The sequence below is a fragment of the Pseudomonas sp. rhizo25 genome (genome assembly GCF_031931935.1).
GTDB lineage: Bacteria > Pseudomonadota > Gammaproteobacteria > Pseudomonadales > Pseudomonadaceae > Aquipseudomonas > Aquipseudomonas synxantha.
The window spans coordinates 358,581-372,843 of record NZ_JAUJXA010000005.1; the positions used below are offsets into that span (position 1 = coordinate 358,581).

A 14,263-nucleotide genomic window follows, 5' to 3' on the forward strand; every position below is an offset into this window, starting at 1 on the left:
TTAGCGGTCCACGTCGGCCATAACGAAATCGATACTACCCAGGTACGCAATCAAGTCCGCGACCATCTCGCCTTTGATCACCGAAGGGATCTGCTGCAAGTGGGCAAAACTTGGGGTACGAATCCGGGTGCGGTAGCTCATGGTGCCGCCATCGCTCGTCAGGTAATAACTGTTGATACCCTTGGTCGCTTCGATCATCTGGAAGGATTCGTTGGCCGGCATGACCGGGCCCCACGAAACCTGCAGGAAGTGCGTGATCAGGGTTTCGATGTGTTGCAGCGTGCGCTCTTTGGGCGGCGGCGTGGTCAGCGGGTGATCCGCCTTGTACGGACCTGCCGGCATGTTGCGCATGCACTGCTCGATGATCTTCAGGCTCTGGCGCATTTCTTCGACACGCACGATGCAACGGTCGTAGGCATCACCATTGGCCGCCAGCGGTACTTCGAACTCGAAGTTCTCGTAGCCGGAGTACGGGCGGGCTTTACGCAGGTCGAAGTCGCAACCGGTGGAACGCAGGCCGGCACCAGTGACGCCCCATTCCAGGGCTTCCTTGGTGTTGTACTGCGCAACGCCGATGGTGCGGCCCTTGAGGATGCTGTTGTCCAGCGCGGCTTTCTGGTACTCGTCCAGACGCTTGGGCATCCAGTCGATGAATTCCTTGACCAGGCGCTCCCAGCCGTTGGGCAGGTCGTGGGCCACGCCGCCGATGCGGTACCAGGCCGGGTGCAGGCGGAAACCGGTGATGGCTTCGATAACCTTATAGGCGCGTTGACGGTCGGTGAAGGTGAAGAACACCGGGGTCATGGCGCCGACGTCCTGGATATAGGTACCCAGGAACAGCAGGTGGCTGGTAATGCGGAAGAACTCGGCCATCATGATGCGGATGGTATCGACGCGGTCCGGCACCTTGATACCGGCCAGCTTCTCCACCGAGAGCACGTACGGCAGGTTGTTCATCACGCCGCCGAGGTAGTCGATACGGTCGGTGTAGGGGATGAAGCTGTGCCAGGACTGACGCTCGGCCATCTTCTCGGCGCCACGGTGGTGGTAGCCGATGTCCGGCACGCAGTCGACGATTTCTTCGCCGTCCAGTTGCAGGATGATACGGAACGCACCGTGGGCCGAAGGGTGGTTCGGGCCCAGGTTGAGGAACATGTAGTCCTCGTTGGTGCCGGAACGCTTCATGCCCCAGTCTTCCGGACGGAAGCGCGCAGCCTCTTCTTCAAGCTGCTGCTTGGCCAGGGTCAGGCTGAACGGGTCGAATTCGGTTGCGCGGGCAGGGTAGTCCTTGCGCAGCGGGTGACCTTCCCAGGTCGGCGGCATCATGATGCGCGTCAGGTGCGGGTGGCCGGGGAAGTCGATGCCGAACATGTCCCAGACTTCGCGCTCGTACCAGCTGGCGTTGGGCCAGATACCGGTCACGGTCGGAACGCTGAGATCGTTTTCGCTCAGGGCGACCTTGATCATCACGTCACTGTTACGTTCCAGCGACATCAAGTGGTAGAACACGGTGAAATCGGCGCCGCTCGGCAGCCCCTGGCGCTTGGTGCGCAGACGCTCGTCCACGCCATGCAGGTCATAGAGCATGACGTACGGCTTGGGCAGGTTGCGCAGGAAGGTCAGGACTTCGACAAGCCTGGCACGTGCCACCCACAGCACCGGCATGCCGGTGCGTGTGGCCTGGGCGGTGAAGGCGTCAGGGCCAAAACGGTTATTGAGTTCGACAACCACGTCCTGGTCGTCTGCCTTATAAGGCGGGATGTACAGAGCACTGCCTGTAGTCATGGTTTTTTATCGCTTTCGGTCAACGTAAAGAATGAAGCCAGGTTTTCGTTCTATAAAAGAAGCGGGTCTGGATCAGACTTCGTCGGGGCTGCGCAGGTTAGTGACTGCGATTCGCTGTTCGCGGCGCTGTTCTTTTTGGGACGGCATCTCGGCGCGGTACACGCCTTGATCGCCGACGACCCAGGACAGCGGGCGACGCTCCTTGCCAATCGATTCCTGCAACAGCATCAAGCCTTGAAGGAATGCTTCGGGGCGGGGCGGGCAGCCAGGCACGTAGACGTCCACGGGTAGGAACTTGTCCACCCCTTGAACGACGGAGTAGATGTCGTACATGCCACCGGAGTTGGCGCACGAACCCATGGAGATTACCCATTTCGGCTCGAGCATTTGCTCATAGAGACGCTGGATGATCGGCGCCATCTTGATAAAGCAGGTACCGGCGATAACCATGAAATCCGCCTGGCGCGGTGATGCCCGGATCACTTCGGCGCCAAAACGCGCGATGTCGTGGGGCGCCGTGAAGGCGGTGGTCATTTCCACGTAGCAGCACGAAAGGCCGAAGTTGTACGGCCACAGGGAGTTTTTACGCCCCCAGTTGACCGCGCCACTCAGCACGTCTTCCAGCTTGCCCATGTAGATGTTCTTGTGGACTTGGTCTTCTAACGGGTCGGAAACGGTTTCCCGTTCGCCGATGGGGTACTGCTCGTTAGGAGCATCCGGGTCGATCCTGGTGAGATTGTATTGCATTGCCAAAGCCTCATTGTTTCAGCTTCGCCTGCCGCTTGCGACGAGCTTCCGGAGCCCAGTCAAGGGCGCCCACTCGGAACAGGTAGACAAGACCTGCCAACAGAATTGCTATGAAAACGAGAGCTTCGACGAATCCGGTCCAGCCGCTTTCGCGGACGGACACAGACCAGGCAAAGAGAAAGAGGGCTTCGATATCGAAGATCACGAACAGCATCGCGACCAGATAGAATTTGGCTGAGAGCCGCAAGCGGGCGCCACCTGTAGGTAGCATGCCGGACTCGAACGGTTCGTTTTTGCTGCGGCCCCAGGCTTTTGACCCAAGGAGGCTGGAGACGCCGAGCATGAAGGCGCAAAGGCCGACAACACCGAGGAGGAAAATGGCAAAGCCCCAGTTGTGGGCCATGAGTCCTGTCGCTTCGGTCATGCTGGAAATCCTTAACAGAGAGCAAAGGTCTCTGAGCTCGAAAAAGTAACGATGCAGTGACGATATGTCGCACTGCAATCAATCGCGGTGATTTTATGGCTAAACACCGGGCAAGTAAAATTCCTGGGGTGAAATTATTCGGTGGAATAAGCACATAGTGCACCTTCTTGGGGCTGTAGCCCTTGTGGTGTGGGCATTAGCGAGCTTTTCATCAATTATGTTTTGTTTAAGCTGTAACGAATTTTTTAAGCGCTAAATGATAATGAATATTGTTTGCGTGGGGTTTAAGCGATTGTTTCTCATGTGGCGGGGGAAGTTGCCGTTACTTGGTTGAGTGCCGCTTAGTTGCCGCGACGGTTCTTTTAACCGATTTGATGTGCGCGAGTACCGCTCTGGATCAATGTTTTGCGCAAAATTACTTGTGGGAGGGGGCTTGCTCCCGATAGCTGAGTATCAGCCAACCCAGCTGTTGCTGATCCACCGCTATCGGGAGCAAGCCCCCTCCCACATTTGGTCCGCAGTGCATCGGTAGGTTTTGTGCAGGCAAAAAAACGCCCCGAACCAGTCGGGGCGTGATTGTTGTGCGGCACTGCGGTTAGGTCTTCCGTGGGGCCGCGGTGGCCGGGTACTCAGTTGATCAGTGGAACTGATCTTCTTCGGTCGAACCGGTCAGCGCGGTAACCGACGAAGTGCCGCCCTGGATCACGGTGGTCATGTCGTCGAAGTAACCGGTGCCCACTTCCTGCTGGTGCGCCACGAAGGTGTAGCCTTTGGCGGCGTCCGCGAACTCCTGCTCTTGCAGCTTCACGTAGGCAGTCATGTCGTTACGGGCGTAGTCGTGCGCCAGGTTGAACATGCTGTGCCACATGTTGTGAATGCCGGCCAGGGTAATGAACTGGTGCTTGTAGCCCATTGCCGACAGTTCACGCTGGAACTTGGCGATGGTCGCGTCGTCCAGGTTCTTCTTCCAGTTGAAAGAAGGCGAGCAGTTGTAGGACAGCAGTTGGTCCGGGTATTCCTTCTTGATCGCTTCGGCGAAGCGACGAGCTTCGTCCAGGTCCGGCTTGGCGGTCTCGCACCAGATCAGGTCGGCGTACGGCGCGTAGGCCAGGCCGCGGGCAATGGCCTGGTCGAGGCCGGCGCGGACTTTATAGAAGCCTTCCTGAGTACGCTCGCCAGTCACGAACGGCTGGTCGTATGGGTCGCAGTCCGAAGTCAGCAGGTCAGCGGCGTTGGCATCGGTACGGGCCAGGATGATGGTCGGTGTACCGGCAACGTCAGCGGCCAAACGCGCAGCGGTCAGCTTCTGTACGGCTTCCTGGGTCGGTACCAGTACCTTGCCGCCCATGTGGCCGCATTTCTTCACTGACGCAAGCTGGTCTTCGAAGTGCACGCCGGCAGCGCCAGCCTCGATCATGCTCTTCATCAGTTCGTAAGCGTTCAGTACGCCGCCGAAGCCGGCTTCGGCGTCAGCCACGATGGGGGCAAAGTAGTCGATGTAGCCTTCATCGCCTGGGTTCTTGCCGGCTTTCCACTGGATCTGGTCGGCACGACGGAACGAGTTGTTGATGCGCTTGACCACGGTCGGTACGGAGTCCACCGGGTACAGCGATTGGTCGGGGTACATGGATTCAGCGGAGTTGTTGTCCGCTGCCACTTGCCAGCCGGACAGGTAGATCGCCTGGATACCGGCTTTTACCTGTTGTACTGCCTGGCCGCCAGTGAGGGCGCCCATGCAGTTGACGAAATCTTTGTCGGGACGGAAGGACGGCTTGGCACCTTGGGTGACCAGGTTCCACAGCTTCTCGGCGCCGAGTTTTGCAAAGGTGTGCTCAGGTTGGACCGAGCCACGCAGGCGGACGACGTCAGCAGCGGAATAAGCGCGGGTCACGCCTTTCCAGCGTGGGTTTTCAGCCCAGTCTTTTTCAAGGGCTGCAATTTGCTGTTCGCGTGTCAGTGCCATGGGGAAAAACCTCGTCGCATAGGTCTAGGTGGAAAATTCCATTTGCCAGCCACGGATTGAATGCGTGGTGATGGCTGCTCGCTGACCAGAAGCTCAGGTGGTCAAGCCGGGCTTGGCGGGGAAGGCGACGGGATGAACGAGTGGCTCAAGGCGGAGTTGAGCAGGTAAAGGCGAACTGCGAACGGTCTTCGGGCGTCGTGGGCCTTTGTACGATCCATCAGTGCGTAGCCGGGTTACCTGGTTAGCTTCCGTCCCTCGGGACAACTTCGTTCCAGTCGCAACCTCGTCAAACACGCCTTATGGGCGGTACAGACACGAATCGGCTCGGGTGGGTAGCTTGGAGCGGCGATCCGAAGGCCCTTACCAGGGCCCCTGATTAGCGGGAGCGAGGCCATCATGCCCATGCTTTTTTGGATCGTCAAATGTTTTGTAGTGCTTTTTTTCAGGCACTACATCTTTAGTCTTATACGACTCGTCAGTCAGTTTTCGGTGCTTCAGTTCAGGGTATCGACCTTGACCCGCAAAGTCAGGTCATCGCGGCCTTGAGTAGAGTAGCTGCGGGTTGTAGAGGATTTATCGGCCTGGGTCTCGCGATTTATCCCTGCTAGGGTGATCCATTCGCCCAGGCGCCCGCTGACGGTTGTGTCGGTACTCTGCACATTCACTACATCGGGACGTTCCTGGCTCATGCGGTCACGGTTGGTACTGATAGCCAGGTGTACGGTCTCGCCGGTGACGCTGGCGGTGACGTAAAAGCCCTGGGTGACGTTGCGATACTGGGTCTGGTTCTGCAGGCGGCCATAGCCATCCTGGTGCGTGGTGGTCAGCGGTACGCTCTGGCCGACCTGAATCAGCGCAGGCACGCCTTCGCTGGCCTGGATCTGCTGGATGCCGCCATCGCGGCTGACGGTGCCATAGCTGATGATGCGGGTCTGGCTGTCGCCGCTGTTCTGCTGGTTGGTTTCGTTGGTGTCGACGGTGATCAGCAGGCGCTTGGCCGGCGTGTCCAGTTGGGAGAGCAGGGTACGCAAGCCCTCTATCTTCGCAGGGTCGGCGTTAACGATAAGCTGGTTGCCGTAGGCGCTGACGGTGCCGTCCTTGCCGATGAAGTTCTGCGCCACGGGCAGCAGGTCGGCGCTGGTGCGGTTGCTCAGGTTGACGACCTCGGTGGCAGCCATGGCCGAAACACTGGCGGTCAGGAGTAGGGCGGTGAGCAAGGTGCGTAGCGACATGTCCGTTATCTCTGCGAGTCATTTTGCTTGATAGTGCCAGTTTGTCGGCCTGGCGGGGCGCAAGTTGAATCGTAGACGGCAAAATGCCCTGGCAAGCAGGGCATTTTGTGGTGTTGCTGATAGGGCTTGCTCCCGATATAGGCGACGCGGTCGTGAGTCAGCCCTCGCGCACCATATCCACATGCGGAATCCCGACTTCAAGAAACTCATCACTGACGATCTTGAAACCCAGTCGTTCATAAAACGGCGCCGCATACACCTGCGCACTGAGGAACTGCCGGGTCTGGCCGCGCTGTTCAGCCACCCCAATCACCGCTTCCATCAGCTTGTCGCCTACCTTCAGCCCGCGCCAGTCCTTGAGCACCGACACGCGACCAATCTCGCCGCTGGGCAGCAGGCGTGCGGTACCAATCGGAAAGTCGCCTTCGAATGCGAGGAAATGCATGGCGCCAGCGTCGTCCGCATCCCACTCGAGCTCGGCTGGAACCGATTGTTCGGCGATAAATACCGCTTCACGAATGCGCCGAATCTCGTCGATATCCTTTCGCCAGTCCGCGACACTTACGTGAATCTTATTCATCCGCGAACCCCAGGCTGCCTTGCTTGACCAGTTCGCACAGCAGGTCGCGGCCGTCTTCGTCGGCCAGCCATACGCTGAGGTTTTCGCTGTGCAGTGCGTCGGCCGAGCACACCAGCTTCAACAGTTCACGCAGTTTGCCCGGCAGGTAACGGCTCTGGCCGCTGGCGAACAGCAGCACGTCGTCGTCCACTTCGGACCAGGCCAGGCGCGCGCTTGGGTTGCGCACCAGGATCGCGCCGTCTTGCAGGCTGCTGATGAAGTCTTCTTCGCCCAGCTCTTCGCCGGCTACCAGTTCGGGGTAGCGCGGTTCGGTCATGAACTGGCCGAACCAGGTCAGCAGCATGCGCTCGTCGCTCATGTGCTCGGCCAAAAGGCTCTTGAGTCGATCGAGGGCGTCGCCCTGGATCTGGTGCGGGTCGCTGACCGGTTGGGCATCGGCGTCGGTGTAGCGCTCTTCGTCGGTCAGGTACTGGCTGAGGAAGTCGGTGAAGTGGGTCAGCACTTCGGCGGCGCTCGGGGCACGGAAACCCACCGAGTAGGTCATACAATCGTCTTCGGCGATGCCGAAGTGCGCCAGGCGCGGTGGCAGGTAGAGCATGTCGCCTGGTTCCAGCACCCATTCGGCGCTTTCTTCGAATTCGGCGAGGATGCGCAGGTCGGCGTGTTGCAGCAGCGGGCTTTCGGAGCTGCACATCTGGCCGATCTTCCAGTTGCGCTTGCCTTGGGCTTGCAGCAGGAACACGTCATAGTTGTCGAAGTGCGGGCCGACGCTGCCGCCGGGCGCGGCGAAGCTGATCATCACATCGTCGATGCGCCAGCTTGGCAGGAAACGGAAGTGCTCCAGCAGTTCGGCGACTTCCGGCACGAACTGGTCGACCGCCTGCACCAGCAGGGTCCACTCACGCTCTGGCAGGGCGCTGAAGGCATCTTCGGCGAATGGGCCGCGACGCAGTTCCCACGGGCGCTCGCCGTGTTCGATCACCAGGCGCGATTCGACTTCTTCTTCCAGAGCCAGGCCTGCCAGTTCGTCGGCGTCGATCGGGCTTTCGAAGTCAGGGATGGCCTGACGGATCAGCAGGGGTTTCTTCTGCCAGTAGTCGCGCAGGAATTCCCGTGCCGTGATGCCGCCCAGAAGTTGAAGAGGAATATCAGGATTCATGTGTAACCTATTGAAAAAAAGCACTTTTCAGACTGGAATAAAAACGCCCGGCGCGGCCGGGCGTCTCAAGGGGGCTTGCTTGAATCAGATGCGCTTGGCTTGCTCTACAGCGTTGCCGATGTAATTGGCCGGGGTGAGCAGTTTCAGCTCAGCCTTGGCCGCGGCTGGCATGTCCAGGCCGTCAATGAAAGTTTGCAGCGCTTCGGGGCTGATGCCCTTGCCGCGTGTCAACTCTTTGAGTTTCTCGTAGGGGTTTTCGATGTTGTAGCGGCGCATCACGGTCTGGATCGGCTCGGCCAAAACTTCCCAGCAGGCGTCCAGGTCAGCGGCGATCTTCTGCTCGTTGAGTTCAAGCTTGCTGATGCCCTTGAGGCTGGCTTCGTAGGCGATCACGCTATGAGCGAAGCCCACGCCGAGGTTGCGCAATACGGTGGAGTCGGTCAGGTCGCGCTGCCAGCGGGAGATCGGCAACTTGCTGGCCAGGTGCTGGAACAGGGCGTTGGCGATGCCGAGGTTGCCTTCGGAGTTTTCGAAGTCGATCGGGTTGACCTTGTGCGGCATGGTCGACGATCCGATTTCACCGGCAATGGTGCGCTGCTTGAAATAGCCCAGGGAAATGTAGCCCCAGATATCGCGATCGAAGTCGATCAGGATGGTGTTAAAGCGCGCAATGGCGTCGAACAGCTCGGCGATGTAGTCGTGGGGTTCGATCTGCGTGGTGTACGGGTTGAAGCCCAGGCCCAGCTCGTCTTCGATGAAGGCGCGGGCGTTGGCTTCCCAGTCGATCTCAGGGTAGGCCGATAGGTGAGCGTTGTAGTTGCCCACGGCGCCGTTGATCTTGCCCAGCAATGGCACGGCGGCGACCTGGGCGATCTGGCGCTCCAGGCGGTACACCACGTTAGCCAGTTCCTTGCCCAGGGTGGTCGGCGACGCTGGCTGGCCATGGGTGCGCGACAGCATCGGCACGGCGGCGAAACGGATCGCCAGCTCACGGATGGCTTCGGCAGTCTGGCGCATCAGGGGCAGCATGACGTCATCGCGGCCTTCGCGCAGCATCAGGGCGTGGGACAGGTTATTGATGTCTTCGCTGGTGCAGGCAAAGTGGATGAACTCGCTGACCTGGGCCAGTTCCGGCAGTTTGGCCGCTTGCTCCTTGAGCAGGTATTCGATGGCCTTGACGTCGTGGTTGGTGGTGCGCTCGATCTCTTTCACACGCTCGGCGTGCTCCAGAGAGAAGTTTTCCGCCAGGGTGTTGAGCACAGCGTTGGCTTCGGCAGAGAACGCCGGCACTTCGCTGATGGCGGGGTGAGCGGCCAGGCGCTGGAGCCAGCGCACTTCAACCAGAACGCGGGCACGGATCAGGCCGTATTCGCTGAAAATAGGGCGCAGGGCCTGGGTTTTGCCGGCGTAGCGGCCGTCAACAGGGGAAACCGCAGTGAGCGAAGAGAGCTGCATGGGGTGTTCTCGGACAGTCGGGCAACGAAATGGGGCGCGTATCATACATGAAAAAATCCGCCGGTCCGTTGCCAACTGACCGGCGTATTACGCGTAACGGCTTGAAAAGGGCCTGTCGCTGCGACTTATTCGTTGCGCATCAACGGGTAAAGCTCCTTGAGCAATTTGCGTCGGCTGATCACCAGCTGCCAACGATGACCGCCCAACTGCCGCCACAACCGCGCCGAGCGAATACCGGCCAGGAGCAGCGCACGGATTTTCGAGGCATTGTTGGGTTGTTGCAGGTTGCGCATGTCGCCGTGCACTTGAATACGTTGGCGCAAGGTGCTCAGGGTGTCCTGGTATAGCGCGCCACAGGCAGCGATCACGTTTTCGTGGGCCGGGCCGAAGTGTTCCACCTGGGACTGGATCTGCGGCAGGCGCTTGCCGATGGTTTCCAGCATGTCGTCACGCTTGGCCAGTTGGCGCTCAAGGCCGAGCATCGACAAGGCATAGCGCAATGGCTCGCGCTGCAAGGTGCTGGGGTCGCGCTCCAAGGCGCCGATCAGTGCACGATAACCTTCGCGCAGGGCCAGGTCGTCACCGCCGTAGACCTCCAGGGTGTCCTTGGGGTCGCGGATCAACAGGCTGCCGAGCATGCAGGTCAGGCCGGCTTCGGTGACCTGGCCGGTCTTGGCGATCTTGTCCACCAGTACGGCGGCAAGAAATACACCGCCAAGGGCCGTCAATTGCTCCTGGGTCGGGCTCATGCCGGGCTGCTCCAGGCTTGCGCAACTTCTATCACGCCGCCGCCCAGGCAGATTTCGCCGTCATAGAACACCACGGATTGGCCTGGGGTGACCGCGCGTTGCGGGTCATCGAAGGTGGCGCGGTAGCCCGTGGCGGTTTTTTCCAGTGTGCAGGGCTGGTCGCTCTGGCGATAGCGTACCTTGGCGGTCAGGCGACGCGGCGTGCTCAAGTCGATCGGGTTGACCCAATAGATCTCGGAAGCGAGCAGGGCGCCGGAGAATAGCAGTGGGTGCTCGTTGCCCTGGCCGACGATCAGCACATTGTTTTCCAGGTCCTTGACCAGCACATACCACGGCTCTTCGCCGGCGTCTTTCAGGCCCCCGATGCCCAGGCCCTGGCGCTGGCCGATGGTGTGGTACATCAGGCCGTGGTGGCGGCCGATCACTTCACCTTCGGTGGTCTTGATTTCACCCGGCTGTGCCGGCAGGTACTGCTTGAGGAAGTCGCTGAAGCGGCGCTCGCCGATAAAGCAGATCCCGGTGGAGTCTTTCTTCTTGGCTGTGGCCAGGCCGTGTTTCTCGGCAATCTTGCGTACTTCGGGCTTTTCCAGCTCGCCCACCGGGAACAGGGTCTTGGCGATCTGTTCGCCGCCGACGGCGTGCAGGAAGTAGCTCTGGTCCTTGTTCGGGTCCAGGCCCTTGAGCAGTTCGGTGCGCCCATCGATATCGCGACGGCGCACGTAGTGACCAGTGGCAATCAGGTCGGCGCCAAGCATCATGGCGTAGTCGAGGAACGCCTTGAACTTGATCTCGCGGTTACACAGGATGTCCGGGTTCGGTGTGCGCCCGGCCTTGTATTCAGCCAGGAAGTGCTCGAACACGTTGTCCCAGTACTCGGCGGCGAAGTTGGCGGTGTGCAGCTTGATGCCGATCTTGTCGCACACCGCCTGGGCGTCCGCCAGGTCGTCCATGGCGGTGCAATATTCCGTTCCATCGTCTTCTTCCCAGTTCTTCATGAACAGGCCTTCCACCTCATAACCCTGCTCCATGAGCAGAACGGCGGAAACGGAAGAATCCACGCCGCCGGACATGCCGACGATGACGCGCTTCTTTTGTGTGTCAGAAGGGGCTGGATCACGCATAGGGTTTCAACGGGTGTCTTGAAAAAGGACGCGATTCTAACAGGCTCACGCCCGCAAGGCTAAAGAGAAGGGCGGATCAATTCGAGGCTGTGCCTGTAGCCGGCCAGATAATCATCGATGCAGCGGATGATCAGCTCGCTGCGCCAGTCATCGCGCATGGCCATCAGCTCGTCACGGGTCAGCCAGCGGGCGCGCAGGATGCCTTCGTCGAGTTGATAGTCCGGGTGGTGTTTCAGGGCCTTGGCGATGAAGCAAACCCGTTGATAGGTCACGCCGTTGCTGGGGGCAGTGTAGAGGTAGATGCCGACGATGCCGGTGGCTTCGACATCCCAGCCGGTTTCCTCGAGGGTCTCGCGCACGGCGGCTTCGGTCAGGGTTTCGTTCGGGTCCAGGTGGCCGGCGGGCTGATTGAGCACGGCGCGGCCGCCCTTGAGTTCTTCGACCATCAGGAAGCGGCCGTTGTCTTCAACGATGGTGGCGACGGTGATGTGGGGGAGCCAGGTCATGGTTGCCTCGATTCAGGACGCAGTGCGTCTTACAGCAGGATTACAGTCAGTGTGGGAGGGGGCTTGCTCCCGATGAGGGAGGGTCAGTAAATACATCTGGGGCTGACCCACTGCCATCGGGAGCAAGCTCCCTCCCACATTTTTATCCGGTTTCTACAGTTGAACGGTAGAAACAGAAACCCCGGCACTCGGCCGGGGCTTCTTTGCAGCTTTACAACCTTACTTCAACTTGGCAATCGCCGCATTCAAGGTGTTGCTTGGACGCATGGCCTTGCTGGTCAACTCCGGGTTCGGCGCGTAGTAGCCGCCGATGTCCACTGGCTTGCCCTGTACTGCGTTGAGCTCGGCAACGATGGTTGCTTCGTTCGCGGCCAGGGTCTGGGCCAATTCGCCGAACTGCGCTTGCAGTGCAGTGTCTTCGGACTGTGCCGCCAGGGCCTGGGCCCAGTACAGCGCCAGGTAGAAGTGGCTGCCGCGGTTGTCGATGTTGCCGACTTTGCGCGATGGCGACTTGTTGTTGTCGAGGAACTGGCCGGTGGCCTGGTCCAGGGTCTTGGACAGTACCAGGGCTTTCGGGTTGTTGTACGTGACACCCAGGTGCTCAAGGGACGCGGCCAGGGCCAGGAACTCGCCCAGGGAATCCCAGCGCAGGAAGTTTTCTTCCAGCAGTTGCTGCACGTGTTTCGGTGCCGAACCGCCAGCGCCGGTTTCGAACAGGCCGCCGCCGTTCATCAGCGGCACGATCGACAGCATCTTGGCGCTGGTGCCCAGCTCCATGATCGGGAACAGGTCGGTCAGGTAGTCGCGCAGTACGTTGCCGGTCACCGAGATGGTGTCCAGGCCCTTGCGGGTGCGCTCCAGGGTGAACTTCATCGCGTCCACCGGGGCCATGATGCGGATGTCCAGGCCTTCGGTGTTGTGGTCTTTCAGGTACGCCTGGACTTTCTCGACTACGACGCCATCGTGGGCACGCTGAGGGTCCAGCCAGAAGATGGCCGGGGTGCTGCTGGCGCGGGCACGGTTTACGGCGAGCTTGACCCAGTCCTGGATCGGCGCGTCTTTGGTCTGGCACATGCGGAAGATGTCGCCGGCCTCGACTTTCTGTTCCATCAGCAGGTTGCCCTGGCTGTCGGTGACGCGAACAACGCCGTCAGCCTTGATCTGGAAGGTCTTGTCGTGGGAGCCGTACTCTTCGGCTTTCTTGGCCATCAGGCCTACGTTTGGCACGCTGCCCATGGTGGTCGGGTCGAAGGCACCATTGGCCTTGCAGTCTTCGATGACCGCCTGGTAGATGGTGGCGTAGCAGCGATCCGGGATTACAGCCTTGGTGTCGTGCAGTTGGCCGTCGGTGCCCCACATTTTGCCGGAGTCACGGATCATGGCAGGCATCGAGGCGTCGACGATGACGTCGCTTGGCACGTGCAGGTTGGTGATGCCTTTGTCGGAGTTGACCATCGCCAGGGCAGGGCGAGCGGCGTACACCGCCTGGATGTCAGCTTCGATCTGCGCTTGCTGGTCAGCCGGCAGCGCCTTGATGCGGGCGTACAGGTCGCCGATGCCGTTGTTCAGGTTGAAGCCGATCTGCTCCAGCACCGCAGCGTGCTTGCTCAGGGCGTCTTTGTAGAACTCGGCAACGATCTGGCCGAACATGATCGGGTCGGAGACCTTCATCATGGTGGCTTTCAAGTGAACCGACAGCAGAACGCCTTGTTGCTTGGCGTCTTCGATTTCAGCGGCGATGAAGCTGCGCAGGGCTTTCTTGCTCAGCACGGCGGTATCGATGATTTCGCCGGCCTGGACGCTGGTCTTTTCCTTCAGCACGGTGGTGGTGCCGTCCTGGGCAATCAGCGCAATTTTGACAGCATCAGCGGCTTCGATCTGTACGGCTTTTTCGCTGCCGTAGAAGTCGCCATTGCTCATGTGGGCAATGTGCGACTTGGAGTCGGCAGCCCAGGCGCCCATCTTGTGCGGGTGCTTGCGTGCGTAGTTCTTGACCGACAGCGGTGCACGGCGGTCGGAGTTGCCTTCGCGCAGGACCGGGTTCACGGCGCTGCCCTTGACCTTGTCGTAACGTGCACGGGTTTCTTTTTCCGCGTCGGTGGTTACGGTTTCAGGGTAGTCCGGCAGGGCATAGCCCTGGGCCTGCAGTTCCTTGATCGCGGCTTGCAGCTGCGGGGTCGAGGCGCTGATGTTTGGCAGCTTGATGATGTTGGCTTCAGGTGTAACGGCCAGGTCGCCCAGTTCGGCGAGGTGGTCCGGGATAGCCTTGTCGCCCAGTTGCTCGGGGAAGCTTGCGAGGATGCGCCCTGCGAGGGAAATGTCGCGGGTTTCCACGGCAATATCAGCGGAAGCGGTGAAGGCCTCTACGATAGGCAGCAGTGAATAGGTGGCGAGGGCTGGGGCTTCGTCGGTGAAGGTGTAGATGATCTTCGAGCGGGTGGGCATATTCGGATTAACTCTCTTCTTTGCTGAAAGCGTGCGCAGAAACTCGAGATGCGCCGGGTGGAGCGCGTTCGTTCAAGTCATCCATGAGCGAAAGGTC

The 14,263-nt window shown here is 60.0% G+C and carries 12 protein-coding genes; all 12 read right to left on the reverse strand.

Translation table 11 applies throughout. The annotated features are described in order from the left end of the window. The 12 genes from nuoC to QZR30_RS14060 all read right to left on the reverse strand — a co-directional run bounded on the left by nuoC (position 1) and on the right by QZR30_RS14060 (position 14,166). A complete protein-coding gene (gene nuoC / locus QZR30_RS14005; RefSeq protein ID WP_046068641.1) occupies positions 1-1,785 on the reverse strand; it encodes an NADH-quinone oxidoreductase subunit C/D in 1,785 nt (594 codons plus the stop codon). 72 nt (positions 1,786-1,857) lie between these two features. Then, a complete protein-coding gene (locus QZR30_RS14010) occupies positions 1,858-2,532 on the reverse strand; it encodes a NuoB/complex I 20 kDa subunit family protein (protein WP_003174719.1) in 675 nt (224 codons plus the stop codon). Positions 2,533-2,542: 10 nt separating this feature from the next. Then, on the reverse strand, positions 2,543-2,956 hold the full coding sequence (locus QZR30_RS14015; protein ID WP_003219575.1) for an NADH-quinone oxidoreductase subunit A: 414 nt from the start codon (positions 2,954-2,956) through the stop codon (positions 2,543-2,545). Between the two features lie 637 nt (positions 2,957-3,593). Next, positions 3,594-4,919 carry an isocitrate lyase gene (gene aceA / locus QZR30_RS14020; RefSeq protein ID WP_043046591.1) on the reverse strand — a complete coding sequence of 442 codons (1,326 nt, stop codon included), beginning with the start codon at positions 4,917-4,919 and terminating at the stop codon, positions 3,594-3,596. A 494-nt stretch (positions 4,920-5,413) separates the two neighbouring features. Beyond that, a complete protein-coding gene (locus QZR30_RS14025) occupies positions 5,414-6,151 on the reverse strand; it encodes a secretin N-terminal domain-containing protein (RefSeq protein WP_059397936.1) in 738 nt (245 codons plus the stop codon). Positions 6,152-6,308: 157 nt separating this feature from the next. Further along, positions 6,309-6,731, reverse strand: coding sequence for a GNAT family N-acetyltransferase (locus QZR30_RS14030; RefSeq protein ID WP_046068639.1), 423 nt, complete (start codon positions 6,729-6,731; stop codon positions 6,309-6,311). Further along, complete coding sequence (locus tag QZR30_RS14035; RefSeq protein WP_046068638.1) at positions 6,724-7,890, reverse strand: ribosomal protein uL16 3-hydroxylase; 1,167 nt, start codon at positions 7,888-7,890, stop codon at positions 6,724-6,726. Before QZR30_RS14035 ends, QZR30_RS14030 begins: the two co-directional genes overlap by 8 nt. A gap of 84 nt (positions 7,891-7,974) precedes the next feature. Then, entirely contained in the window at positions 7,975-9,345 is a 1,371-nt protein-coding gene (gene purB / locus QZR30_RS14040) for an adenylosuccinate lyase (protein ID WP_034120246.1), read from the reverse strand. A 125-nt stretch (positions 9,346-9,470) separates the two neighbouring features. Further along, on the reverse strand, positions 9,471-10,094 hold the full coding sequence (gene hflD / locus QZR30_RS14045) for a high frequency lysogenization protein HflD (protein WP_046068637.1): 624 nt from the start codon (positions 10,092-10,094) through the stop codon (positions 9,471-9,473). Further along, positions 10,091-11,215, reverse strand: coding sequence for a tRNA 2-thiouridine(34) synthase MnmA (mnmA, locus tag QZR30_RS14050; protein WP_046068636.1), 1,125 nt, complete (start codon positions 11,213-11,215; stop codon positions 10,091-10,093). Before mnmA ends, hflD begins: the two co-directional genes overlap by 4 nt. Before the next feature lie 59 nt (positions 11,216-11,274). After that, positions 11,275-11,721 (reverse strand): NUDIX hydrolase, encoded by a 447-nt coding sequence (locus QZR30_RS14055; protein ID WP_059397939.1) that lies wholly within the window; start codon positions 11,719-11,721, stop codon positions 11,275-11,277. Positions 11,722-11,940: 219 nt separating this feature from the next. Next, positions 11,941-14,166, reverse strand: a complete 2,226-nt coding sequence (locus tag QZR30_RS14060) for an NADP-dependent isocitrate dehydrogenase (RefSeq protein ID WP_056846555.1) — start codon at positions 14,164-14,166, stop codon at positions 11,941-11,943. Positions 14,167-14,263 lie beyond the last annotated feature (97 nt).